At 58.6% G+C, this 25,547-nt stretch carries 23 protein-coding genes and 1 tRNA gene; 12 read left to right on the top strand and 12 right to left on the bottom strand.

Annotated elements, in window-relative coordinates:
• Positions 1-51: 51 nt before the first annotated feature.
• Genes KBW81_RS10635 through KBW81_RS10610 form a run of 6 tightly spaced genes read right to left on the bottom strand, consistent with a single transcriptional unit; the run spans position 52 to position 5,481 of the window.
• Complete coding sequence (locus KBW81_RS10635; RefSeq protein WP_254247159.1) at positions 52-846, bottom strand: MBL fold metallo-hydrolase; 795 nt, start codon at positions 844-846, stop codon at positions 52-54.
• Positions 843-1,628, bottom strand: a complete 786-nt coding sequence (locus tag KBW81_RS10630; protein WP_254247158.1) for a TatD family hydrolase — start codon at positions 1,626-1,628, stop codon at positions 843-845. Before KBW81_RS10630 ends, KBW81_RS10635 begins: the two co-directional genes overlap by 4 nt.
• Positions 1,629-1,644: 16 nt before the next feature.
• On the bottom strand, positions 1,645-2,763 hold the full coding sequence (locus KBW81_RS10625; protein ID WP_254247157.1) for a DNA polymerase III subunit delta': 1,119 nt from the start codon (positions 2,761-2,763) through the stop codon (positions 1,645-1,647).
• A complete protein-coding gene (gene tmk, locus KBW81_RS10620; RefSeq protein WP_254247156.1) occupies positions 2,760-3,371 on the bottom strand; it encodes a dTMP kinase in 612 nt (203 codons plus the stop codon). The genes KBW81_RS10625 and tmk overlap by 4 nt, the downstream gene beginning before the upstream one ends.
• Entirely contained in the window at positions 3,368-4,570 is a 1,203-nt protein-coding gene (locus KBW81_RS10615; protein WP_254247155.1) for a D-alanyl-D-alanine carboxypeptidase family protein, read from the bottom strand. Before KBW81_RS10615 ends, tmk begins: the two co-directional genes overlap by 4 nt.
• A 20-nt stretch (positions 4,571-4,590) precedes the next feature.
• The gene (locus KBW81_RS10610) at positions 4,591-5,481 is read right to left on the bottom strand and encodes an SPOR domain-containing protein (protein ID WP_245754215.1); all 891 of its coding nucleotides are present in this window, start codon (positions 5,479-5,481) and stop codon (positions 4,591-4,593) included.
• A gap of 223 nt (positions 5,482-5,704) precedes the next feature.
• On the opposite strand from KBW81_RS10610, the gene KBW81_RS10605 reads away from it, so the two are divergent.
• The 7 genes from KBW81_RS10605 to istB all read left to right on the top strand — a co-directional run bounded on the left by KBW81_RS10605 (position 5,705) and on the right by istB (position 12,332).
• Positions 5,705-5,794: transfer RNA gene (locus tag KBW81_RS10605), tRNA-Ser, on the top strand.
• A gap of 167 nt (positions 5,795-5,961) precedes the next feature.
• Entirely contained in the window at positions 5,962-6,171 is a 210-nt protein-coding gene (locus KBW81_RS10600) for a helix-turn-helix transcriptional regulator (RefSeq protein WP_254247154.1), read from the top strand.
• Between the two features lie 159 nt (positions 6,172-6,330).
• Entirely contained in the window at positions 6,331-7,155 is an 825-nt protein-coding gene (locus KBW81_RS10595; protein ID WP_254247153.1) for a recombinase family protein, read from the top strand.
• Between the two features lie 505 nt (positions 7,156-7,660).
• Positions 7,661-8,812: a recombinase family protein gene (locus KBW81_RS10590; RefSeq protein WP_254247152.1), complete on the top strand. Its 1,152-nt coding sequence runs from the start codon at positions 7,661-7,663 to the stop codon at positions 8,810-8,812.
• Positions 8,813-9,506: 694 nt separating this feature from the next.
• Complete coding sequence (locus KBW81_RS10585; protein WP_254247151.1) at positions 9,507-9,899, top strand: DUF2177 family protein; 393 nt, start codon at positions 9,507-9,509, stop codon at positions 9,897-9,899.
• Positions 9,900-10,015: 116 nt separating this feature from the next.
• Positions 10,016-11,548, top strand: coding sequence for an IS21 family transposase (istA, locus tag KBW81_RS10580; protein WP_254247150.1), 1,533 nt, complete (start codon positions 10,016-10,018; stop codon positions 11,546-11,548).
• Positions 11,538-12,332, top strand: a complete 795-nt coding sequence (istB, locus tag KBW81_RS10575) for an IS21-like element helper ATPase IstB (RefSeq protein WP_254247149.1) — start codon at positions 11,538-11,540, stop codon at positions 12,330-12,332. Before istA ends, istB begins: the two co-directional genes overlap by 11 nt.
• A gap of 185 nt (positions 12,333-12,517) precedes the next feature.
• Here istB and KBW81_RS10570 read toward each other — a convergent pair whose 3' ends face one another.
• Both KBW81_RS10570 and KBW81_RS10565 read right to left on the bottom strand, forming a co-directional pair.
• Complete coding sequence (locus KBW81_RS10570; protein ID WP_254247148.1) at positions 12,518-12,802, bottom strand: hypothetical protein; 285 nt, start codon at positions 12,800-12,802, stop codon at positions 12,518-12,520.
• 495 nt (positions 12,803-13,297) lie between these two features.
• Positions 13,298-15,748, bottom strand: coding sequence for a GcvT family protein (locus tag KBW81_RS10565; protein ID WP_254247147.1), 2,451 nt, complete (start codon positions 15,746-15,748; stop codon positions 13,298-13,300).
• Between the two features lie 197 nt (positions 15,749-15,945).
• On the opposite strand from KBW81_RS10565, the gene KBW81_RS10560 reads away from it, so the two are divergent.
• A complete protein-coding gene (locus KBW81_RS10560; RefSeq protein ID WP_254247146.1) occupies positions 15,946-16,449 on the top strand; it encodes a helix-turn-helix domain-containing protein in 504 nt (167 codons plus the stop codon).
• Positions 16,450-17,375: 926 nt separating this feature from the next.
• Positions 17,376-18,746, top strand: a complete 1,371-nt coding sequence (locus KBW81_RS10555) for an amidase family protein (protein ID WP_254247145.1) — start codon at positions 17,376-17,378, stop codon at positions 18,744-18,746.
• A gap of 130 nt (positions 18,747-18,876) precedes the next feature.
• Here the strand turns inward: KBW81_RS10555 and KBW81_RS10550 are convergent, their stop codons facing one another.
• Entirely contained in the window at positions 18,877-20,622 is a 1,746-nt protein-coding gene (locus tag KBW81_RS10550; RefSeq protein WP_254247144.1) for a S1 family peptidase, read from the bottom strand.
• A gap of 199 nt (positions 20,623-20,821) precedes the next feature.
• Between KBW81_RS10550 and KBW81_RS10545 the strand changes: the two genes are divergently transcribed.
• On the top strand, positions 20,822-21,217 hold the full coding sequence (locus tag KBW81_RS10545; protein WP_254247143.1) for an XRE family transcriptional regulator: 396 nt from the start codon (positions 20,822-20,824) through the stop codon (positions 21,215-21,217).
• Positions 21,214-21,384, top strand: coding sequence for a hypothetical protein (locus KBW81_RS10540; RefSeq protein ID WP_254247142.1), 171 nt, complete (start codon positions 21,214-21,216; stop codon positions 21,382-21,384). The genes KBW81_RS10545 and KBW81_RS10540 overlap by 4 nt, the downstream gene beginning before the upstream one ends.
• 389 nt (positions 21,385-21,773) lie before the next feature.
• Here KBW81_RS10540 and KBW81_RS10535 read toward each other — a convergent pair whose 3' ends face one another.
• From KBW81_RS10535 to KBW81_RS10525, 3 genes are read right to left on the bottom strand one after another with little or no spacing between them, the layout of a single operon-like run.
• Positions 21,774-22,706 (bottom strand): beta-keto acid cleavage family enzyme, encoded by a 933-nt coding sequence (locus KBW81_RS10535; RefSeq protein WP_254247141.1) that lies wholly within the window; start codon positions 22,704-22,706, stop codon positions 21,774-21,776.
• 1 nt (position 22,707) lies between these two features.
• The gene (locus tag KBW81_RS10530) at positions 22,708-23,619 is read right to left on the bottom strand and encodes a 3-hydroxyacyl-CoA dehydrogenase (RefSeq protein ID WP_254247140.1); all 912 of its coding nucleotides are present in this window, start codon (positions 23,617-23,619) and stop codon (positions 22,708-22,710) included.
• A 12-nt stretch (positions 23,620-23,631) separates the two neighbouring features.
• Positions 23,632-24,369 (bottom strand): GntR family transcriptional regulator, encoded by a 738-nt coding sequence (locus KBW81_RS10525; RefSeq protein WP_254247139.1) that lies wholly within the window; start codon positions 24,367-24,369, stop codon positions 23,632-23,634.
• Between the two features lie 186 nt (positions 24,370-24,555).
• On the opposite strand from KBW81_RS10525, the gene KBW81_RS10520 reads away from it, so the two are divergent.
• Positions 24,556-25,545, top strand: coding sequence for a DctP family TRAP transporter solute-binding subunit (locus tag KBW81_RS10520; RefSeq protein WP_254247138.1), 990 nt, complete (start codon positions 24,556-24,558; stop codon positions 25,543-25,545).
• The last annotated feature ends 2 nt before the right edge of the window (positions 25,546-25,547 follow it).

The raw sequence follows: 25,547 nt of genomic DNA, 5'->3' as shown, positions 1-25,547 counted from the left end.
CGCTTTCCGAAAGGCCGGATGCCTCCGGCGGGAGTATTTATCGCCAGGTGATCAGCCCGGGAGGGTCAACGTGCGGCCGTCGTAAGCAGGGGTGACGCCGCTGGGGAGTTCTGCGCAGAGCGTGGCGTAATCAAGGTCGATATGCATGTTCGTCAGGACAGCCTGCGCTGGTTTGACGCGGGCGATCCAGTCAAGAGTTTGACTGAGGTGGCTGTGGCTGGGGTGGGGTGTGCGGCGCAGGGCGTCGACGATCCACAGATCAAGGTTTTGCAGCACGTCCCATGACGGGCCGGGGATGTCTGATACATCCGGCAGATAGGCCATGCCAGCCACGCGAAAGCCAAGGGCCGGGATGGTGCCGTGTTCAACCTCGAACGGGGTCAGGACGATCTGGCCGCCGGCACCGTTGACGATGATATCACCGCGAATGTGGCGCAGATCGCAGATCGGCGGATAGGCAGAGCCGGGCGGCGTCTCGAACGCATAGTCAAAGCGTTCGCGCAGCGCGGCAGAGGTTGGCGTGTCGGCCCAGACATCAAGGCGTTTGCGCATGTTGAACACCAGCATGCGCAGGTCGTCGATGCCGTGGACGTGGTCGGCATGAGGGTGGGTGTAGACGACAGCGTCGAGTTCGCCCACGTCCGCATCAAGCAATTGCGCCCGCATATCAGGCGAGGTGTCGATCAGCACACGCGTGGTGCCATCCTCGCCATCGCGTTCGACAAGCAAGGAGCAGCGGCGGCGGTTATTCTTTGGCTCGTTCGGGTCGCAGTCGCCCCAATGCCCGCCAAGGCGCGGCACACCGCCCGACGATCCGCAGCCTAGGATCGTGAAGCGATAGCTCATGCGGCTTTCCAGAATAGGCGATCAAAGTTGGCGCTGGTGGCTTTTGCAAAGTCGTCGAGCGATAGCTCAAACGTATCTGCCCCGACCTGCGCGGTATGGGCGGTATAGGCCGGTTCATTGCGGCGGCCCCGGAAGGGCGGCGGCGCAAGATAGGGGCTGTCGGTTTCTGTCAGGATACGGTCCAGCGGCGCGTCTTTGAAGATATCGCGCAGCTCTTTTGACTTCGGAAACGCGGCGATACCGGACATGGACAGATAGAAGTCCATGTCCAAAGCGGCCTCTGCCAGCGCGCGCGTGGATGAAAAGCAGTGCATCATGCAGGTGTATTTGCCTGCGTCATATTCCTCGCGCAGGATGCGGGCCATGTCGTCGTCGGCGTCGCGGGCGTGGATGATCAGGGGCAGCTTGGTCTGGCGGCACGCCTCGATATGCAGGCGCAGGCTGTCTTGCTGCGCGGCCTTGGTTTCGGCGGTGTAGTGATAGTCGAGACCGGTTTCGCCAATGCCGACAAACTTGGGGTGCTGGGCCAGTGTGACCAGCTCTTCCACGGTGACGGGGGCGTGTTCGCCCACGCTCATCGGGTGTATGCCTGCGGCCCAGAATACGCCGTCATATGCATCCGCAATCGCAGCGACGCGCGGGGCGTTGGGCAGTTTCGTGCAGATCGTCACCATGCGGGTGACGCCAGCGGCGCGGGCGCGGTCAATCACCGCGCTGCGTTCGTCGTCGAAATCCGGGAAATCCAGATGGCAATGGGCGTCAACGAGGATGGGCAGTGTCATAAACCGGGGGGTGCTTTCAGGCTGAGACGCTGGCCTGCGCCGTCTGTTCGATGCTTAACACCATATCAAGGATCAGCGCCGCAGGGTCAAGGTTGACCGCCCGTCCATGCCGCGCGCGAGCAGAGGCTTTTTGCTGCAGATCAGCCCATGCGCGGGCGGCGTAGTCATGCGGCGCAAGGCGGGTCAGCAGGCGCGCTTCGCCGGGGGCACCTTGGCTTGGCGGCTCGCCCAGCAGGCCAGCGCGGGCGGTACGGGCCAAGAAGTGGTCGATCAGGTCTAGGACAAGGGCAAAGCGGGTGTCGTTGACCTTGCCCGCGCAGCTTTCGGCCAGTTTGATCGCGGCGTTGCGGTCCAGATGGGGCAGGCCGCTGAGCAAGCCGATGATCTGCGCATAAAGCTGCAAGCCGTCCTGCGTCAGCAGGCGCACGGCGTCGCCGGCCGATCCGGCAGAGAGGGTGGCGAGCGATTCTGTCGCATCCGTCGACAGGCCCGCCTGTTCGAGCGCTGCGCCAAGGTCGTCTGGCGATAGCGGCGCACAGCGCAAGACGCGGCAGCGCGAGCGGATCGTGGGCAGCAGGCGCGAGGGCTGGTGCGCGACCAGCAGCAGGGATGTGCGGGCAGGGGGCTCTTCGAGTTCTTTCAGGATCGCGTTGGCGGCAGAGCGGTTCATTTCGTCTGCGGCGTCGACAATCACAACGCGGCGGCCGCCGTCGGTGGCGGACATGTGGAAAAAGTCCCGCATGCCGCGCACGGCGTCCACGGTGATTTCCGATTTCAGCACGCCGGTTTTTTCGTCCGCCGGGCGGCGTACGACGTAAAGGCGCGGGTGCGCGCCGGATGCGATCAGGCGGGCGTCTGGATTTTCAGGGTCGATGTTCAGCGATGTGACAGGGGGCGGATCGCCGAATAGGCCGCCTTCTGCCGGGCGGTCAGCCAGCAGAAACGTCGCCAGTTTCCACGCCAGCGTTGCCTTGCCCACGCCGCGCGGTCCGGTGATCAGCCAGCCAGAGTGCATGCGGCCCGCGTTCCATGTGTCCAGAAAGTCGTGCATCGCGGCGTCTTGGCCGAAAAGCGCAGGCGTGTCGCGCGGGTGCGGGGCACCGGCGATGCGGTCAGGCTCTGGCGCGTCACTCACAGGTAGGCCCGGATTTCAGAGGCGACAGCAGCGGGATCGCGATTCCCGTCGATCACGACGCAGCGATCAGCGTTGTCGCGTGCCAAGGTCAGAAAGCCGTGGCGCAGGGTTTCCTGAAAGCTTAGTCCCATATCCTCGAAACGGTCTTCGCCGCTGGACCGGGCAAGGCCGCGGCGCAGCGCAATCGCGGGGTCCATGTCGATGATAAAGGTCAGGTCAGGCTCGCGGCCGATGGTCAGCTTGTGCAGGGCATCGACGGTGGGGCGCAGATCGCCGCGCGTCGCGCCTTGATAAACGCGGGTGCTGTCGGCAAAGCGGTCGCTGATGACGATTTTGCCCGCGTCCAGCGCAGGGAGCACGGTCTTTTCCAGATGATCGCGGCGGGCGGCTGTGAACAGCAGGATTTCCGTCATCGCAGACCAGCGGTCGGTGTCACCGGTCAGCAGCAGGTTGCGTATTTCTTCGGCCCCCGGACTGCCGCCGGGTTCGCGCGTCAGGACGACATCCGTGCCACCCGTGCGCAGGGCATCGGCCAGCAGGCGGGCCTGCGTGGATTTGCCGGACCCGTCGATGCCTTCGAAGGTGATGAAACGTGGCGCTTCGCTCATGCGGGGTCGGCGGGGGCGTCAGCCTCTGCCGGGGTGTCATTCGCGGCGGCGTCGGTGATTTTGCCCATCAGCACATTCGCGGCAGTTTTCATGCGGGGCATAAAGCCGCCAAGCGCTACGTCGCGGTCGGCGACCAGCGGGATGCGCTTTTCAGGCATGCCTTCAAGGTTGATCACCAGCTCGCCCAACTGCTCGCCCGCTGCAATCGGCGCGCGCACGGGGCTGTCATAGACGACATCGGCGGTCAGGTTGTCTTGCTGCATCACGGGGATCAGCAAGGACAAATCGTTCGCCACGGTCAGACCGACCTCCTCAGCCTCGCCCATCCAGACGGAGGCGTCGGCGATCACGGTGCCTTTGGTTGCGACGTCCTTTTGCGCAAACTGGCGAAAGGCCCAGTTGACGACTTTCTCGCTTTCCTCGCGCCGCTCTGCGGTGCTGTCCATGCCCGACAGGACAAAGATGATGCGGCGGCCGTCCTGTTTGGCGGACCCGACAAGGCCGTAACCCGCCTCTGTCGTGTGGCCGGTTTTCAGACCGTCAGCCCCGATGCCAAGCCCAAGGATCGGGTTGCGATTCTGGCTGTTGGACGGCACGCGGCCATCGAACAGGAATTCCTGTTCGGAAAAGATCGGATAGAACGTGGGGTAGTCGGTGATCAGGTGATCGGCCAGCGTGCCAAGGTCGCGCATCGACATCTCGTGGCCTTTGGCAGGCCAGCCGTTCGAATTGGCAAAGGTCGAGTTCATCATCCCCATCTGCCGCGCCCGGTCGGTCATCATGCGGGCAAAGCCGGCCTCTGTGCCGTCTGGCGACAGCGCCTCTGCCAGCACGGCAGAGGCGTCGTTGCCGGACAGGACGATCACGCCGCGCAGCAGGTCTTCGACTTTGACGCGGTCGGTGGTGTCCAGAAACATGCTCGACCCGTCATAGCTGGCGGCATGTTCCGACACGGGCAGTTCTTCGTCGATGCGCAGGCGGCCATCGGCGATCGCCTCGAACGCCATGTAGATCGTCATCAGCTTGGACATGGACGCAGGCGGCAAGGGCCGGTCGGCGTCTTTAGCCAGCAGGACCGTGCCAGTGCTTTCGTCCAGCACATAGGCCGCGCGCGCAGAGGTGTTAAAGGCCTGCGCCTGCGCGCTGCCAGCGACGGCGCAGATCAGCAGGGCCGCAAAGGGGCGAAGAGTGGCAAACATGAAAAGCGCTCCGGCAGGGTCTAGTTGGTGACGGCGTAGGCATCCGGGAAGCCAAGTCCCTTGATCTTAGTCAGCACGGCGCTGCGGTCGCCCGCTGTTGGGGCGGGGCCAACGATGACGCGCCAGAAGGCTTTGCCTTGGCTGTTTCCGGCCAGAACCTGCGCCGACAAGCCGTTGTCGCGCAGACGGTCAGCAGTGGTGTTGGCGTTTGCCTCTACGCTGAAAATACCAATCTGGATGAAAGGCTTATCAAGCGAAGAGCCTGTCGCAGCGGGCGCTGGGGCCGGGGCGGGCGCAGGTGTTGCGGCGGCCAGTTCGGTCGTCACGGCAGGGGCAGGCTCTGCGCCTGTGCTGGTGGGCTCGGTGCTGGCGGGTTCCAGCGGCGTGGCGGCGATGACTTCAGGTGCGTCGAAATCAGTGATCGCAGTTTCCGTCGGCGCTGGGGCCTCTTCACGGCGCAGGGCAATCACGCTGAGCGTTGTGGGTGATCCAGCAAGGATACCAAGCGTTTCTGCCGCGTCAGACGACACTTGCAGCGCGGGGCCGGGGTTTTCCAGCTCTCGGCGGAACAGGGCACCGATCACGAACTTACCGTTGGACGGGTTGCGGATGATCACGCGCTCTGGATCGGTGACGGTGGGGTGGGCGACCCAAACGCCGCCCAGCGACGGGCGACCGTCCCACAGGCCTGCTTCTGAGATCGAAAACACTTCTGGTGCTTCGATGTCGCGTTCGACCAGCGACATGCCGTCCGTGGCAACCGCACCTGCCGCGCCGTTCCCGGTCGCGCCCGCGCCAAAGCTTGGCATCTTGTCACATCCGGCCAGTGCCGTCGCTGCCATCAAAGCCATCACCCCGGCGGTCCGCCGCAGTGTGTTCGAAGCTGCCGTGATTTGCGATGTGTCCGCCATTGCTCGCCCTTTTGATCTTTGGGCGTGGCCTACCGTTTCACACGGCCTTGATCAGCGCACACCCGTATGCGCAGCCCGCCCCCAAGGGGGAGGCCGCAATTAACCGCACCCTAGCGCTATGCCTGCCGTTTTGAAAGAGTTCCGCGCAGCCCCTGCGCGGATTTCCCCAAAGCGTGAAGTGACTTTACGCGCCCCGCAGCTTGCCTTATGACGCGCGCATCGCGGAGGCTTGGCAGAGTGGTCGAATGCACCGGTCTTGAAAACCGGCGAGGGTGTGAGCCCTCCCAGGGTTCGAATCCCTGAGCCTCCGCCAGACCCCTTTGATATTATTGGGATTTTATGGTTCAGGGTGATCCTTCCCACCATTGTTCCCACCTATAAAATTTCATAAAGATTTTTGAGAAACCCACGCAATCCCATCCGACCGGCCGCTATACATAATCAGACACTTATGTCCGCCGTTGGCAAAGGGACCCCATCGTGGCTCAAACCGTCTATCTTACCGTTCGCCAAGTTGCTGATCGACTCGGCGTCTCGACCGACTCCGTCTATCGCTGGAAGCGCCATGGTGAGTTTCCCGATGCCGTAAAGCTGGGACCGGGTTCCATCCGGTGGCGTCTTACCGATGTGGAAGCTTGGGAACTGTCACGCCCCGCGTGCTTCGCGATGACCTTCAGTGGGTTTGATTAGTAGCAGCTACCGCTGGAACGGTGCGCTAACTGCAACAGTATAAGCGCACCCCCTATCACACCTACTAACCCCTTAAAGAGTAATGATTAAACGTCTGTCTGGCTGCGCATGTGCTAAGAGCATTTCGGGCCTACGACAGATGTATTCTAGGATGAACACGTGACGAAGAAATCTTACCCCAAACACTTCCATGGTCTTGCTCGTGTGTCGACCGAGAAGCAGGCCGACGATTATCTGAGCCTGGTGAACCAGACGAAGGCGATCCGAGAATACGCCAACAGCCTCGGCGTGATAGCACCTATCCACAACGAGGAAGGCAGCGGCGGGCTTCCGTGGGAAGACCGTGAAATCCTGAAGCAAGTGCTGCGTGAGGCAAAAATGGACAACGCCGCGATCTTGGTGACCGCGGTCGATCGCTTGGCGCGGGAGCTAACTGTTTTTCACGAGATTGTCCGGCTCGGCATTCCAGTGTGTGTTGTCGGCCGCGGCAAGATCACGCGCAAGGAGCTGTGGGACGAGCTGAAGATGGCCAAGGCTGAACACGATCGCATCGGGCGCGTTGCGAAGCAGGACCACGCCGGCCGAAAGGTGTCTGGCAAGAAAGTTGGTGGCACTTTTACATACGAGACCAGCATCCGTGGCGGCATTGCAGGTTATTTGCGCGCCGGCGACCGTGACCGACGGATGTTCGAGCGACTTCGTGAACATCCGGAGTGGACTGAGATGTCCCACAAAGCTCTCGCGGAGCATCTGAATGCGGTCGGCATCCGGAACGTCGTTAAGAAGTCCGGTTTTGAGAATGACTGGACTCGCAATAGCGTCCAAAAGCTGCGGGCGCGCTACCGCCAGGAACAGGCATTCGAAGCTGACCTCGATGTTGAAGACGGCATCCCGCCCCTCGACCTGAATGGCGTGCACACGCGGGTCAGAGCCGCCGATAGGGAAAAGGAGATGGATGGTCGGTCCTCGGATGACCAGCCGTGATTGGTCGGTCTCGACAACCCCGGAGCGGCCCACAGGCGACTCTGTGGTGCCGTTGCGTGATTACCGGCGGTCGCAGGGCGCCAGACTTGTCGGCGATTCCTAAGGGCCCTCACAGCGCCTCAGACGATGGGCGCGCCGATACTGACGTCGCACAGATGGATCAGATCCACAGCCACATGGTGTCTTGTTCCCTGATCGCGAACGTCGCACAAGTGCAGCGCTCCGACACCCAGCACATAGAATTGCCCACCCTTCGACAAGAAGTGCCGTCCCTCGCGATGCAGGGTGCTACTGCAGCCTCCCCGCGCCGTCACCGGAACATGGTTTTGCCTAGGGGTGTGCAAATTTATGTCTACGTCTCCGGACGACCGTTTGCCCAGGGGTGTGCAATTCCAAATTTAAAGGTGTTTTCTTCGAGCCCTATGGGGGTGCCCACCCCCTATCACCGCATCTGTGTTCCTCATGAGGTATACCCTGGTCAGACCCATACGCGGAGGGTGGCAGCATGATGCGCGTTAATGCCCACGCCCGCAAAAGGACTGCTGAGGTAGATCACGTCGTTGGGTTGGATGCGGCTGGAGGGAGCCATGGCCTCAGCACGTCATCCGGGGCCGTGCGCGCCTTGCCCCAAGCTCTGGGCTACGTCAGGGTTTCGACACAGGACCAGTTCGACGAGCAGCATCTGGCGCGACAAATCGAAAAGGTCCTCGCACATGCGAAGCGTCGCGGCCTCGAGATTACGCTCATCTTTCAGGAGGTCGTTGATGGCGCTCTTACATCGCGAGAGGATCGTCCGGCGCTGCACAACTGTCTGGACGAGGCGCTGGCTCGTGGCTGCCAGATCGTCGCGACGAGCCCATCCCGGCTAATGCGCAGCTCAGCACACGCGCATCAGCTTTATGACCCGCATCCAGACAGGTTCGATTTCGTAGAGCCCCTGAACGTTTATGCTGATAAGCCATGGCATCTCGAGGTAGCTGACTGCCATGCTTCATTTCCGGACCACACATCAACGGGAACGATTATCGCAATGGACAAGAGCAGAGCCGCCGGCAAGAAATACGGCGCAGGCGACGGCGGTGTCGCCGGTCGTGCGGCCGCTGACAAGGTCATCAAGGCTAATAAGCAAGCGCGTGTAGAGCGCATGGCTGACATTCTCGCCGGCCACTCGTTATGGCAGACGTTTACGCGCGCTGAAGCGGGCAAGCTTTTCAGTGACGCCGGCGTTCATCCGCCTCATAGCTCCATCTCGTCTTCCGTGCCATGGACCAAAGACACCATCACCAGGCCGTTCCGCGCGGCGAAGGAGCTTCTGGCTGCTCGGAACCATATAGTGCAAACGATCCCCCTACAGAGTCCTGCCAACGCCGCTGCGCTACCTTCTGGCGGTGTGCAGCGGCCTATGTCACCCGAGGCCGGGAACTTACAAGTAACCTCTGCCACGGCAGATCACGATCCGCAGTCTTTGCCAGTGGAAAAAGCGCAAAGCACGGAGCCATCCGCCAGCAGTCATGGGGTGGCAATAGGTCAGGTCAGCGTTGGACCCCGAGCAAGCATGCCCAGCGAAATAGGCTTTCAGGACGATGTGAGGGGCGATGACAGCGAGGCCGTCGAGGTCGAACCCTGGACGAAGAATCCATTGTGGGGGCGCTTCTGAGCGAAGTGTTGCCTTGCGCACGCCTTGCGGGAAGAGGGAAATGTAAACGTTCTGCCCTAAAAATGTAAACGTTTGACAAGGTTCGTGGCTAAGGGCCGCAAGGCCTGTTTTCCGAAAAACCCTTGTAAATTAGGCTTTTCATGCATTTTGTCTTGCATGCAGGGCGCAACCCCTTTTTTGACCTTATGCAAGGCGCGGACTAGGTCAGAGGCGGTCATCGAGGCCCACGATCAGCTGTGTGAATACGTCCGATCTGCAATGCAATTATCGCTGCACTCGTCTCCACGAACATGAGCTAAGCTGCAGTTGACGCTATTTTGCTATTTGTCCCCGTGAGCCTCTGGTCACGGAGTATCAACCTGGATGGGTGGGGTAGGGGGACTGTATTGGGAATAGCCAAGCAGGCTTCGGTCTTGGCTGACTGACCAACTTCATTGCATTAGCTTACGAGAACTGCTCGGGCAGGGATTGCTTGCCGACCCAGTAAGTTTGATGAGCTCACCGGTCACTCTGGTTCAACGCACTAACATGAGGCCCCCAAGGCGACAGTAACCGATTACGTGCGGCGGAAGGCAGAATGCTTCATCCACACCATCTCGTCTGCCCCGTCGCCAGCCACGCGATTCTACCCTGTCGCATCGCCGTCGGACGGCACCGCCCTAGGTTAATGCGAACCTAGCTCAGGAGTGCAACCATGATTTTATACGTAATCACCGCCGTTCTTTTCCTGGCTATTGATGCCGTTATGCTGACGTCATTAATGAAGCCTCTCTTTAGCCGTCACCTTGGCGAAACAATGCGAGACAGCCCGATGCTCGCACCGGCAGGATTGTTTTACTTGGCCTATGTCGCGGGTCTCGTTTTTCTGGTGTCGATCCGGGCATTGCGGGACGCCGCACCCAGGCGCGCAGCGCTTCACGGGGCCATCGTAGGCGCGATGGCTTATGGCACCTACGAGTTCACTTCGATGTCGATCATGAAAGACTGGTCTTGGCAAATGGTCGCCGCCGATACGGTGTGGGGCGCAGTGCTGACCGGTTTTAGTGCATGGGCTGGCGTTGCGCTTATGTTGCGCTTTAAGGGCTAACTGTGGAGATTTCCACGCAGAAGTGAGCCGGGTAAGCGGATAATTTCCACTGAGATTTGAGCCATGTGACCTTTCCTCCAGCGCGATGCGCAATGGGGGACATTGGAGTGATACACATGGGACTTTTGAACATCATTCGACGTATGGCACTGCGCGAGAAACTATCGACCCGCGAGATCGCGCGTCGCACGGGCATGTCGCGCAACACCATCACCAAATATTTGAACGCGGGCACGATCCAGCCGCAGTTCACGACGCCGGAGCGGCAAAGTAAGCTCGATCCGTTCGCCGACAAGCTGACCGGGTGGCTGAAGACGGAGGCCGGCAAGTCGCGCAAGCAGCGGCGCACGCTGAAGCAATTGCATGCCGATCTGATGGTTCTCGGATTTGACGGATCTTACGGCCGGGTTGCGGCTTTTGCGCGTGAGTGGCGGGCCGATCGGCAACGGGATCAGCAGACGACGGGGCGCGGCACCTTTGTGCCGCTGTCGTTCCGCCCGGGCGAGGCGTTCCAGTTCGACTGGAGCGAGGATTTTGCCGTTCTGGGTGGTGAGCGCACGAAGCTGCAAGTCGCCCACATCAAGCTGTCGCACAGCCGTGCCTTTCTGATCCGAGCCTATCTGCTGCAAACGCACGAGATGCTGTTCGACGCTCATTGGCATGGGTTCCGGGTCTTCGGTGGCATCCCGGGGCGCGGGATTTACGACAATATGAAGAGGGCAGTCGATCGCGTCGGTCGCGGAAAGGAGCGACAGGTCAACATGCGCTTTCTCGCAATGGCGAACCACTATGTATTTGAGCCAGCGTTCTGCAATCCGGCCGCAGGCTGGGAGAAGGGGCAGGTCGAGAAGAACGTGCAGGATTCCCGACATCGACTGTGGCAACCCATGCCGGACTTCCCCGATCTTGCGGCCCTGAACGACTGGCTGGAACAGCAGTGTGTCGCATTATGGGGTAAGATCCCGCACGCAGCATTACCTGGGAGCGTTGCTGACGTTTGGGCCGCCGAACAAGCAGCTCTGATGCCGTTACCACCCGCATTCGATGGCTTTGTCGAGCATAGCAAGCGGGTATCGCCGACCTGTCTGATCAGCTTTGAACGCAATCGCTACAGCGTTCCAGCGTCATTTGCGAACCGCCCGGTGAGCTTGCGGGTTTATCCTGAACGTCTGGTGATCGCCGCCGAAGGACAGATCCTGTGCGAACATATGCGGGTGATCCAGCGCAGCCACCAATTGCCACCACGCACGATTTACAACTGGCGGCATTACCTGGCCGTTCTCCAGCGCAAGCCCGGTGCCTTGCGGAACGGTGCCCCCTTTTCCGAATTCCCTCCGGCCTTCAAGCAGCTGCAAGATCTCATGTTGCGTCGTCCCGGCGGTGATCGGGAGATGGTCGATATCCTAGCGCTGGTTCTGCATCACGACGAACAGGCTGTGCTGGTCGCCGTGGAAATGGCGCTGGCTGAAGGTGTCGCGACCAAGACCCATGTGCTGAACCTTCTGCACCGTCTTATCGACGGAAAGACGATCGGCGGGCCCGACATCGATACGCCGCAGGCGCTGATCCTTCAGCGCGAACCAGAAGCCAATGTCGAACGCTATGATGGCCTGCGGGCCCGGACCGCCGGAGGTCATCATGCGTCATGATCCCGCCAGCGGCGCCATCATCATCATGCTCCGCAGTCTGAAGATGCACGGCATGGCGCAAGCTGTCACCGACCTCATGGAACAAGGCGCACCAGCATTCGACGCTGCGGTGCCGATGCTTGCCCAGTTGTTGAAGGCTGAGGTCGCAGAACGGGAGGTGCGCTCCATTGCCTATCACATGAAGGCCGCACGCTTCCCGGCTTATAAAGATCTGTCAGGCTTCGACTTTGCGGCCAGTGAGATCAACGAGGCCACTGTAAGGCAGCTGCATCGCTGCGAGTTCATGGATGGTGCCCAGAACGTTGTGCTGATCGGTGGCCCCGGCACCGGCAAAACGCATGTCGCGACAGCCCTTGGCGTGCAGGCTGTCGAACATCACCGCCGCAAGGTTCGCTTCTTCTCGACCATCGAGCTCGTCAACACGCTCGAACAAGAGAAGGCAAAAGGCAAAGCTGGGCATCTTGCCGAAAGCCTCGTCCGCCTGGATCTCGTGATCCTGGACGAACTTGGCTACCTGCCGTTCAGTGCATCAGGCGGCGCGCTGCTCTTCCATCTGCTCAGCAAACTCTACGAGCGCACCAGCGTCGTCATCACCACGAACCTGAGCTTCAGCGAATGGGCCACCGTCTTCGGCGATCCTAAGATGACGACCGCACTCCTCGACCGCCTAACCCACCGTTGCCACATCTTGGAGACCGGAAACGACAGCTTCCGCTTCAAAGCCAGTGCAGCCGTAGCGGCGCAGAAAAAGAGGGAGGACAATCATGCATTGACCAAAGCCTGACACCCGAAACATAACTTAAAGGTGGCTCACTTCTCGATGGAAAACCCGGCTCACTTCCGCGTGGAAATCTACAACTATTGGCCAGAGCGTCAGTAATCGGGCATGACTCACGCATTTTGCATTGCGAAAAGATGCGGCGCGATCAGTCAAGCGCGCCGCAGGTAAGCTACGACTTCTTGCGCCGATCAACCATGCGCGAAGACCGATCCAGCGGACGCACTGGCCATCGTCATCGGTAGTTCTTCCGCAGCTTGGCCACGAATTTCTGCGATGCGTTTCTGGGCTTTTTCTGCTGTCTGCGCGTCGACATATTCAGTTATAACACAAAAGCTTTTGTCTCCTGTGCGAACCATCTGAACTCGGTCTGCGCCGACAGACATGATCATCGGCACGAATTTATCCCGTGCAAGCGTCTCATGGGCATCGGTCCAATCCGTCACGTCCCAGAGTGATATGGTAGAATAAGACATAGCATATTCCTTTTTTGCAATCCGAAGCGGAGTTGCATTCAGACACTTGCACATAAGTCGCCCTGCGTCACGCTGTGGCGCAGCATCATCCCTATAGCACCCGCGGAAATGGATGGCGTCGCAGCCGACACATCCCATTAGCCACCGTTCATAGATGGCGCAGCAAAGGTCTGCTTGCCGCCGTCTCTTCCAGATGCCGCGCAAGCGAGACGAGAGAGGATGCACCCGCGGCGAACGGCAGGAAGGTCCGCGAACCGGGCCTTGGTGCAAAGCGCAGCGAAGGTCCGCAAACCGCCCTTAGTGTCGTCAACTATGAACACAGGTGAGCAGTCACCACCGACATTCTCGGTTCATAGTATCGGACCTTCATAGTGGGCATGTCGAGTGTCGGCAGTGGGGACATTGCGGACTTTCCTTGCGACAACATTTAACCCCGGTCTTCGTCCAGCTGTAGTTGGACGAAGACAAGCGCAGTGCAACTATGCCGAGACCTTTCTACACGCGAATGCGTTGCGATTTTGGGTCATAGAGCGGGCTAAGCGACGCCTCAGCACCGACCATACGGCCGGCCACGTCGATCTGATAAGTCGAGGTCAGCATCTCTTTCACGGTCTCGCCTGCGTGGCGGCAGGGCACATAGCCAAGGCCCACGGCACCGCAGAGCGCATGACCGTAGTTGCCTGAGGTAAGGTAGCCCACAATCACGCCGTCGCGCAAAATCGGCTCGTTGTGGAAAAGCAGCGGTTCGGGATCGGTCAGGCGGAACTGAAGCATCCGGCGCGCGAGGCCGTTCTCGCGTTTGCGCAGCACGGCCTCGCGTCCGATGAAGGTGCCTTTGTCTGTCTTCACTGCAAAGCCAAGGCCCGCCTCCAGCACGTGGTCTTCGTCGGTAATGTCGTGGCCGAAGTGGCGATAGCCCTTCTCGATCCGGCAACTGTCCATGGCGTGCAACCCGCACAGCTTCAGCCCGTGATCCGCACCGGCTGCAACCAACGCCTCGAACACATGCGCGGCCTGATCAGTTGGGATATAAAGCTCCCAGCCCAGCTCTCCCACGTAAGTCACGCGGTGGGCGCGTGCCAAGGTCATGCCGACCTCAATCTCGCGCGCAGTGCCGAAGGGATGCACATCGTTCGATAGATCTGCGGGCGAGATCGCGCTCAACAGGTCTCGCGCATTCGGACCCATCAAAGGCAGGACAGCCTCGGCTGCGGTCACGTCGGTGATGACGACAAATTCATCGCCAAGATGCCGCCGCAACCATGCCAGATCCCGTTGCAGGGTCGCCCCCGGCACCACCAAAAAGAAGGCGGTTTCCGACATTCGCGTAACGGTTAGATCGCATTCGATCCCGCCACGTTCGTTGAGCATCTGGGTATAGACGATCCTGCCAATGGCCACGTCCATCTGGTTGGCGCACATCCGCTGTAAAAAGATCAGTGCATCGCGTCCCTCGACCCTGATCTTCCCGAACGAGGTCATGTCGAGTAGCCCCACGGTTTCGCGCAAAGCCATGTGCTCGGCGCGGGAATTCTGGAACCAGTTCGGTCGGCCCCAAGTATATTCATATTGGGCTGTCTGACCTTCATCGGCAAACCAGTTGGCGCGCTCCCAGCCGGCGACTTCACCAAAGACAGCACCACGCGCTTTCAGATGCTCGTGCAACGGCGAACGGCGAATGCCGCGCGAGGTTGCCATTTGCCGATAGGGAAAGTGATCGGCATAAAGCAGACCCAGCGTTTCGGTCACGCGCTCTTGCAGATAGCGGCGGTTCTTTTGGAATGGCTGCGCACGCCGGATATCGACTTCCCACAAATCGAAGGGTGGTTCGCCATCGTTCATCCATTGCGCCAGCGCCATGCCAGCCCCACCTGACGACACGATCCCGATTGAGTTGTAGCCCGCCGCCACCCAATAGCCCGTCAACTCTGGCGCTTCGCCCAAATAGTAGCGGTCATCCGGCGTAAAGCTTTCAGGCCCGTTGAAGAAAGTGTGGATGCCCGCCTCTGCGAGAATTGGCATTCGGTTGACGGCCGCTTCCAAAATCGGCTCGAAATGGTCAAAATCCTCGGGTAGTTGGTCAAAGCAGAAGTCCGCTGGAATGCCATTCATGCCCCAAGGCTTGGCCTTCGGTTCAAACGCACCCAGCAGGATCTTGCCCGCATCTTCCTTGTAGTAGGCACATTCGTCCGGCACGCGTAGCACCGGCAATTGGGCAAGCCCCGGGATGCTCTCTGTCACGATGTAGAAATGTTCGCAGGCATGAAGCGGCAGGGTGACACCGTTGCGCGCGGCCAGATCGCGGCCCCACATGCCGCCGCAGTTCACCACATGTCCGGTGGCGATCGTGCCCGTCTCTTCGCCTTGTTGCCAGGTCACGCCGGTGACACGGCCATCAGCCTGCGTGACCTCGTTCACAATCACGCCCTCGACAATCTGTGCACCCAGCATTCGCGCACCCTTGGCCAAGGCCAACGCGATATTGCCGGGATCGGCCTGCCCGTCGCCCGGTAGGTGCACGCCAGAGACAACATCTTTCATGTTCAGATGCGGATAGAGCGACAGGATGTCCGACGGGGAAAGTTCGTTCACCTCGACCCCAAAGACACGCGCCATCGCAGCCTGACGGCGCAACTCCTCTTGCCGTTCAGCGCTCAGCGCCACTGTGATCGACCCACATTGGCGCAGGCCTGTCGCCAACCCGGTTTCTGCCTCCAGCGTGCGATAAAGATCGGCGGAGTATTTCGCCAAGCGCGTCATATTCTGGCTGGCGCGCAACTGTCCAACAAGGCCTGCTGCATGCCATGTCGTTCCGCTGGTGAGTTTCTTGCGCTCCAGCAGCACGATATCTGTCCAACCCAGTTTAGCCAGATGATACGCGACAGAGCAGCCAGAGATGCCGCCGCCAATGATGACGACACGCGCAGAGGATGGGAGGACGGCCATGATGGAGACTCTTCCAAGGGATGCTTCGTTATATCAGGAGCCGCCGCACTAAAAAATCAACACATATTTTTAGTAGATACGATATTTGTTCCAAATTATTTCTTCATCGGTATGTTTGGCAGGCAATGCAACGCAAGGAGACGCCGTTGGACAGTTACGTGGGCTCGGACATCCGCGCCATGCGCAGGTCGCGCCGCATGACCCTGCAAAACCTGGCTGATGCAATCGGTCGTTCCCCGGGGTGGCTGAGCCTGATCGAACGTGGGCAGGCGCAGCCGGCGATCAATGACCTTCGGCAGATTGCGGCGTTGTTCGACGTCAATATCTCGTTCTTCTTTCGATCGTCTGGACAGGATGATCAAGAAAGAGGGCTTGTCGTGCGCACGCAAGACCGAAGTCCCTTGGGAACACCCGAAAGCGGACTGGTAGAGGAACTGCTGTCGCCCACTTTAAGTGGGTCCTTTGAGATGATAAAATCGACCTTCGCACCGCAGGCGCGTTCTGGAACAATAAAGCCGTTACGTCCAACTGAGCACGGCGGCGTCCTGCTCTCGGGTGAACTTGATCTTATCGTTGACGACATGCGGTTCAGTTTGGCCGTAGGCGACAGTTTCCAGTTTCAGAACAAAGACTACGCGTGGGAAAATCTGGGCGATGTTCCAGCCATCGCAATCTGGGTCGTGGCACCGCCAGTTTATTGATGCAGAGAGATGACCAATTCGGCAAATACAGAAGCGGGTCAATCACATACATTTTGTGGTCGCGCACGATCAGAATGAAAAGGCCTATAGGAGCCATCGGTTGAATGAGATACGCGCTGCCACTCTAAGCACTGCGGAACGAAACGTGGTTAATATGGGCTGCTTCCTGACCTTCGCTGGCCAAGCGCAAACGGTAGGCCTAGGACGCTATAGAAGGGGTTCTATCGAAAGGCTTGCGCAACCTGCTTAGTTTCCGCTGATGACAGGTGTCGGTTTTTCGTGCCTACGTGTGACGGAGGCGATACTAATCAGCACTGCCGCCGCAAGTTAAAAAATGGAGGCTGTTTCGCGATGAATTCGTGGCGTCGTTCAGTTCTGCCAACGCCACAGGATGCGGGCGAGAAATGGATCAGCATTCAGGGATCGTCGGACAGGACCACACACAGACACGTTCTCACAGACAGCCGATCAGGTTTGTTGCCGTCGACACGATGCCGGCAGCACCCAAGACCTGTGGAGCTGCGTCGGGCAGACTAAAATCACCAGCGACTCTCAGGGCTGCCGCAGGATTCGAAGTCGCTGAGCCGCTAACGGTGTAAGTCATTGCATCGACTTTGCACTGTAGGTGCGCTGCCAGTGGCCCTAGCACGTATAAGCATGCGTATTGATCGCTCGCTGCAGCTCGAGCCTTGAAAAAGTTGGTTGCGTCCAAGTTTGTGCCCGCCAACTGTTGGAGCACTTCCTACGAACGCTCATCCTAATGCAATAACGAGAACCGGCAAGTTGATGTAATTCGGTCTCAAAATATTGCTGCTTGTGGCATTGAGAGACGGTGCATGGCAAAACAGAGCTGGTGCAATGGCCGCCCAGTCAGGTTAAACTTTATTCGTGCAGCCGCCGCGGCTGGAACAAATGGGGTTCTGTCCATGAGCGAATTTTCTAAAATGAGCGTTGCTGACTTGAGCCGAGAACTGGGTCGCAAGGCATTTTCGCCAACGGAGCTCTTACGCGATGTTTTGCAGCGTTATGAGAAGCTCGAACCCGAGCTCAACATGTTTGCGTATTTCGATCGAGAAGGTGCTCTCGCTCAGGCCGAAGCGTCAGAGCGCAGGATCATGCAGGGCGAGAAACTTGGTGAGCTCGACGGTATTCCGACTTCTGTAAAGGATCTCATTGCAGTCAAAAACATGCCGATGAGGTTCGGATCAAAATCATCATCAGCCGACCCTGTGGCGATCGATGCCCCAGCCGTCGAGCGCCTTCGTGCCGCCGGCGCTGTCATCCTTGGAAAATCAACGACAAGTGAGTTCGGCTGCAAGGCCGTTGGCGATAGTCCACTTTCAGGCGTTACCCGAAATCCGCTCGATCCCAACCTGACGCCAGGCGGCTCAAGTGCGGGAGCTGCCGCAATGGTTGCTGCTGGCCTTGTCCCTTACGCGATAGGCACCGACGGTGGTGGATCGATCAGGATACCAGCAGCGCTGACCGGAATTTTTGGCATAAAGGCACAGTTCGGTCGCGTTCCTGTATATCCGGTTTCCGCTACGCCCACACTTGCCCATGTAGGCCCTCTGACAAGGTCGCCAGACGACGCGGCTACAGTCCTTGGTGTAATTTCAGGGTTTGACCGCCGTGATCCATTCTCCGTCAGGGAGAGTGTTCCCGATTTCAACAACGCCGTAGCGCAGCAACGCGATCTGCGCATCGCCTGGAGCCCGACGATGGGGTTCGGGCGTGTGGATTCTGATGTAGCGGTGTGCACTGCTGCCGCTGTCGCGCGACTTGAGCGGCTTGGCTATAATATCGAGCAAGTGGATGTGCTTGATGCCGACCCTATCGAAATGTGGACTTCTGAGTTTTACGCTGGGGTTGGAACACGCCTAAGAGGCATAATTGACGTGCAGCCAGAGCTTCTTGACCCGGCGGTTCTGAAGGTTTTGCAGAAGGCATTGCAGCAAGAAATGCAAAGCTATTACGAAAGTGTCTTCGCGCGGTATGCCTTTCGGGAAAAGATGCGACAAGTCTTCGATAAATTTGATATTTTGCTGACGCCAACACTGCCTGTCTCCGGAGTTGAGGTCGGGCGTGATGTTCCAGAAGGATATGAAGACAAGTCGATCGTGTCCTGGGCGACGTTTACCTACCCATTCAATTTAACCGGAAACCCAGCAGCTTCGATGCCGGTAGGCCTTACATCCAAGGGACGTCCAGCCGCGCTTCAGGTTGTCGGGGCCACGTTCGACGAAGCATCGATCTTTTCTCTGTGTGGTGCGATCCAGCGAGAAGGTATGTCGTAGGGGTGAGAACGGCAGTGCAAAAGTTTGCCACGGAAGTGGCGGGACAGTCCCCTGTCGATAGCATGCAAGTGATACGGCAAACGATGGAAGTTGGGGCAAGTTGAATTGGCTGAAAAGGAATGGCTTCGAGTCAATGTCTGCCCTCACAGTTGATCAAAACCGTAGCCTCACGAAGCTGATCCGCCAGATCTTCCGGCGCAATTTGTTCGGCAGCGTCCGTCGTTTCAACTTCGACGTCGTTCAATCCCGCGAACATTGCGCCAATGGCACCGCGAATGCCGAAGTTGATGCTCTGCGGCTCTGCGCCCGTTAGCCGTTTCGTGTAATCATAATCGAGACGAGATACGACGATCCCCACCACCCTGCCAAAACGGTCGACAATGGGGCCGCCTGAGTTGCCAGGCTGGACAGGGGCAGAGATCTGCATCTGCGTCGCGTCCTCTAGCCCTTCCATTGAAGAGATGCTGCCACGGGTGATGTTCAACCCGCTCAAGATGCCCTGAAGTGGAAAGCCTGCCACGGTGATGTCGCTGTTGAGCCGAGCCGGTTTTGCAGCGAAGGACAGAAAGTGTGCGGCTTGACGAGGAGCCACAGGAGCAAGAAGCGCTAGGTCAAACGGTTCTGACGCCGCGATTACGCGCAGGGCCTCTCCTTCGACCGTCAGCGTGTCACAGTCTTCAATGACGTGGGCATTGGTCATGATCGCTGCATCGGCATTGATATAGAAGCCTGAGCCGGTTGCCGAGAAGCGTTCCGTTGGAGGAGGCGCAACATGTGGGGGTGGGGCATTCGTCGTGGTGGCGACTTCAGCACTGCGGCCGGCTTCATATTCAGAAACGGCAGCATCAACGAGCTTCATGAGATAGCCGCTGTTCGTGATGTCTAGCGATGGAGCTCGGCCGATCTGAAAGCCCGAGGACATCAGGGCAGGGCGGTTACTTTTGTCCTCAAGCTGGTTCACTATGTAGATGGTCGACCACAGCCCATCTGCCGGATCGCGCAAGGAACGAGCATAGAAGTAAAAGCTGCCGGACTTTGTCCCAGTGACAATCAGACCATTAGACTGGCTTTCATAAAGTGGTCCCCAGTTATCGGATTCGCGGCGGATGGTCAGATGGAAGTCGACTACATCTGTCTGGTTCCCGACATAAAAACGCGTCGCAATGGACCCGTCGTAGCTATCAATTTCTGTTGTTCGGGTCTCGGTGTTATCAAGCGCAGCCATGGTGGCCGCCGGATAATAAATGCTGGCGTTGATTGCCGGCATGTAGAGGTTGGTCCAGCGGTCTTCCTCGATGGCGTCGGCTGTAAGGATCGCAAGGATGGCGGCGCTACGGTTGGTGTCCAGCCAGCCTTCTTCCTTGAGGAAGGCCTCATAGGCATTTTGGCTCCCGTGGCCCCATTCGCCGTCTGTCTGCCCGCTGTAGGTGCCTTGCAGCGTCAGACCTGCTTGCAGGTATCGTTTCTCCTGCTTTGTCAAAGGTCTGGCATCAAAGGGCGCGTCTAGACTTGCGGTCGTGCTTGATGAACTTTCCGAGGCCGTGTCCGCAGGGCGGCTCCAAGCGACGCTGACATAGGCCTCTCCGGTCGAGCAGTAGCTATCCGAAGGAATGGCTGCACGTCCGGCCAAGGAGGCCACGAAATCGCCCGATCCTATGTTCGGAATGGTGCCAACCGATATCGCATACCACCCGTTACTTGAGGCATAGATCGCTACGGCATCTATCGCGTTGTCACGGATGTAGGCGACGGAATCTGGCACGGACTGGCGTGACGCTACGATGATCGCGCAATCGCCGGGCCTGACGAACTCCGCCAAGGCAGCAGTCGGACAAACGAGTGAAAGTGCAAATGCGCAGAGCTGTCGGGCGAACAAGATAGGTTCTCCTAGTAGTTGATACAACGTTAAGATGTGCTGACCAACTTCGTCAAATATATGTCTTAGCCGAGAAAGGATCTGTTGCTTGTGTGACTTGCGGAGCTCTGCCAGCAGCTGTTCCCAAGCAGACCCATGACGCTGCTCGCTATAACGTTAGTGTAGCAATGAGCTGCGTGATTTTATGGTAAAATGACAAATGAAACGACCATTCGCTGATACCGACCTTGCAGCCTTCATCGCCAAACGTGTGTTGGAGTTGCGGCCGAAGTCGCAAATCGACATCGCGGGCGAGGCGGGCTTTGTGAACGCCAACGTGCTTTCTATGTTGAAGTCCGGCGCGACCAAACTGCCGCTCGATCGTGTGCTGGCACTGGCGAAGGCGTTGAAGTGCGACCCAAAGCGCCTTTTCCTACTCGCACTCCAGCAGCGGGGCAACGAGACCGAGAAAACCGCGATTGCAGACATCTTCGGCACTGTCGTGACACGAAACGAAGTGATTTGGTTGGAAGAGTTGCGCGATGCTTCCGGTCGCAGCGACCCGTCCCTCACGAGCCGCTCGCGCGCCGCACTCCGGGGGATATTCTCGAAATGACAGAGCATGGTGATGGGACGTTCAAAATGTCGGACCGCCGTCCTCTGACGGATGCAGAGTGGGAATGGGTCATGATGGTGCGCGCGATTACGGGTGGTCGGTTGCCACCCATGACGTTCAAGCTGACGCAAGAGTTGCAGCTACTGCTTGAGGAGGGAGCGGGCTGATCCTGAGCCATTGCGCGCCTGACATCTCGTCCAGCTTCATCACTTCGGTAATTGGTGTGCGGGACACCGTAGCAACTAATTGGGAGGAATGGCTCGTCATCCGTAACGATGTCCTAGAAGGGGGTGCGCATGCTGATGGGGATGCCTCGGGGTGCCGCAACGTGGGGGTGAACAATTCTTCCCATCCGAACCATGCCATCAACAAAGCCCCTTACACCCGATCTTCATGAAGACGGGCCATGGAGCAATCATGCCTGCGGTCGAGATGACGCCGTAGTTCATTCATATCCAGTGATCGCAGCAGGCCATTTAATGTTTGTGTCCCCAAGCCAGTTGGAGGAGATCAGTAGCTTGGGGTTCGGTTGCAAAACAATAATCAGGTCCTTGCCCTAGAAACCTACTGCGTCCGCACCTTTCAAAGCGAGAATTTCCCGCGCTTCGCTAGGCGTGGCAACTTCTAGGCCAAGGCCTTCGATGATCTGGCGGGCTGCCAATACTTGTTGGGCGTTGCTTTCTGCCAGCTTGCCTCGGCCTGCCCATAGCGAATCCTCCAGCCCAACGCGAACATGGCCGCCGAGGGCTGCCGATATTGCGGCAATGTTCATCTGGTTCTTGCCAGCCCCCAAAACTGACCAGCAATACTGATCCCCAAACAGGCGGTCGGCTGTGCGCTTCATATGCATGACGTCGTCGTAGTGGGCACCGATCCCTCCCATGAGGCCAAAGACTGTTTGAATGAACAGTGGACCTTTAACGAGCCCCGCGTCGTGGAAGTATTTCAAGTTGTAGAGATGCGCTGTGTCGTAGCATTCGAATTCGAACCGGGTGCCTTGCGGCGACAGCGTTGTTAGGATGTGTTCGATGTCCTCAAAGGTGTTGCGGAACAGGATTCCTTTGTTGCCCAGATAGTCGCGTTCCCACTGGTGCTTCAACTGAGCGTCGAAACGAGCGAGCATCGGAAAGAGGCCGAAGTTCATAGAGCCCATATTCAATGAAGCAAGCTCAGGCGCCCAAGTCTGCGCCGGGCGGACCCGCTCCTGAATGCTCATTGTTGGTGCGCCGCCAGTCGTGATGTTTACCACGCAATCTGATCGCTGCTTGATGACCTGCAGAAAAGGCGCAAAGGCTTCCGGTGTCTGGTCAGGGCGGCCATCGTGAGGATCGCGGGCGTGCAGGTGGACGACGGCGGCACCCGCTTCGGCCGCGCCGATGGCAGCATCGGCAATTTCGGAGGCCGTCACCGGCAAATGCGGCGACATGGACGGGGTGTGGATCGCGCCCGTGACGGCGCAAGTGATGATAACTTTGCCTTTAGTAGTCATGCTATTTGTCCTGTGATGTAGATGTAAGAAAGCGAGATAGGGCTGCCAGTCGCTCGTCGCGTTGACGGCTTAGGGTCGGCACCTGATCCGGAGATGGTAGGGTGGCGGCAATCGATTGCGCCGTCTCAGCTGCAAACGCTTCGCCCCGAGCAGCCGAATCGCTCAGACGCGCCATCGTCGGCCCGTAGCGATCCAGATAATCGGCGATACCACCAGGGGCGTTCAGGTTGATCGTGGCGAGGGGCCCCATCAGCGTCCATCTGCGGCCCAGGCCATGTGCTATGGTATCGTCCAGGCCTTGTGGCGTAACGATGCCCTGCGCGACAAGCGACAGGGCCTCAGCCAACAGGACAGCCTGCAGGCGATTTAGAACAAAGCCGTCGATTTCTTGGCTGAGGCGCACAGGCACTTGTCCGATGTTACGCATTAGCGCCTCGGCCCGGTCCATGACGTCGGCCGCGGTGTCGGGCGACGGACAAAGTTCGACAACGGGGATCACGTGTGGTGGGTTCACTGGGTGCGCAACAAGGATGCGCGAGCGCCCTTTCAGCTCTGAGGCAAATTGAGAAGCTACGAGAGCAGAGCTGGATGATGCCAAAATAGCTTCGGGGGGGGCTAATCGATCAAGATCAGCGTAGATCTGCTGCTTGATTGCCAGTTGCTCGGGTCCATTCTCTTGCACCCAGTCCACTCCTTCAAGTGCGGCTTGCATGTCGGAGGCTGTTGTAATGCAAGACAATATGGCCGGGTCTTCGCCGGCCTCAATGCAGGTTGCGTGGAGTGCGTCCATCGCGTTTTCCAAAACGGACGGGCTGGCATCCCAAATGCTGACGTTTAATCCTGCCCGTGCGAACACGATGGTCCAAGCGCGTCCAATAAGACCGCATCCGATTATGGCGACTGTTTGTGACATGATAACGAGTTCCTAGGTGAGAGCGGACATGCTGGTGGGGAGGTCAGAGGACGCAGTTAGCGTAAGCTCAAGATCAGATGCTGCATCGGAAATGTCGCGCATGATCGCGGCCTGGAGAGCGTCGGCATCGCGGGCTTGAAGCGCCGCCTCAGCGGCTCGGTGACTTTCCATGGATCGCTCGAAATGAAACGGTGCAGTGACGGCGAGGCGGATAAGTGGGCCGACGCGCAACCACATTCCTTCGATGGTGCTCATCAAGATGGGTCGATTGGCAGCTCTGTAAATCAGCGCGTGGAAGCGCCAGTTGCTCTCTAGATAAAGATCCGCGTCGCCCGCATCTGCCGCTCGCTGCATGATTGCGCTGGCGTTTGCAATCAGCCGGATCTGCGCCGGACCGATACCTTCGATGGCCTGGGCGGCCGCAAAACCTTCAAGCTGCAGCCGGATATCCCGGATATCGGCAAGTTGATCTGCTGTCAGGATTGGAACGCGCAAGACGCGGTTGCCGCCAAAAACCTCTAGTCCGCCGTCGCTTTCTAATTGCCGCAACGCCTCACGCACTGGGGTGACGCTTGTGCCTAGAGCAGCGGCGGTTCGGCGTAGGCTGATCTCCTCGCCCGGACGAAAGATGCCGCTGATAAGCGCTTCACGCAGGCGCAGATAGACCTGCGCTTGCGCGGTTGTCCCATCGGTCAAGGCCAGCGGGCCAAGCCTCGACCTGCTGTCGCGTTCGGCAGTGCGATCCATCATATTCCTCCCTGAACTGCGATCACGGTTTATATGAAAATCGCATCTCGATGAGATAATGTCCATAAAAATCAGAAAAATATTTGTATTGACGCAGTGTCATTCGTCGCACTAGCTTCAACTGAGATCACAGTTTGGCGGGTATGGACGAGGTCCGTCGAAAATATTTTAGGATTGGGAGGTCCAAACATGATGCAGAAATTCACATTCGCAGGGGTCACGATGTTGGCTGGATTGCTAAGCACAACGGTGCTGGCCCAACAGACGCGGGTATTCGATGTCAGCCTGCCATTAGGCGCTGAATCTCATCAAGCGGTCGGTGTCCTCAAGTTCGGTGAAGAGCTCGATCGCCTTTCGGAAGGTCGCCTCACGATTCGACCTCATTACGACAACGCACTTGGTGCAGAGCGTGAGGTGGTCGAAGGAATCGGCTTTGGTCTGATCGACATGGGTATCACCTCGACCGGGCCAATGGGCGGCTTTGCCGAGCCGTTCCTGTTGTTCGATTTGCCCTACATCTTCAAGGATCACGCACAGGCCTATGGCTTCCTAGACAGTGAGAATGGTGCTGCCATGGCGCAGACGCTGCAGGATGCGGCAGGCGTAAAGATAATCGCATGGATGGAAAACGGGTTCCGCAACGAGACGAACAGCGTCCGGCCAATCACTGAGCTGTCCGATTTAAACGGTATCAAGCATCGCACCCAAGAAAGCAGCGTGCAGGTTGATACGTGGACAGCCCTTGGCACCGATGCAGCACCAATGGCCTGGACTGAGGTCTTTACTGCCTTGCAGCAGGGGGTGATGGAAAGCCAAGAAAACCCAATTCCGACGATCTACGATGTTAAGTTCTACGACGTGCAGGATTATCTGGCGATGACTCAACATGTCTATTCTCCGGCCCCCCTGATGGTTGGGGCGCAGCTTTTCGAAAGTATGTCCGCCGAAGATCAAGCGATCATTTTGGAAGCAGCCGCACTTGCGACGCCGGTGCAGCGTCAGGCGTCGCAGGACATGGAAGCTAGTCTTGTGGGAGAGTTGGAAACGCTAGGCATGGAGATCACTAAACCTGATCTTGAGCCTTTCCGTGCCGCGGTTCAGCCGGTGATCGAAAAGTGGAAAGAAACTGTCGGCGCAGATCTTGTCGATGCCGCGATGAACTTCCCGTCTGAAAACTAAGA

Source organism: Loktanella salsilacus, assembly GCF_024206795.1.
Lineage (GTDB): Bacteria > Pseudomonadota > Alphaproteobacteria > Rhodobacterales > Rhodobacteraceae > Loktanella > Loktanella salsilacus.
Note: the sequence above shows the minus strand (reverse complement) of the source record. Positions and strands in the feature narration are given on the sequence as shown.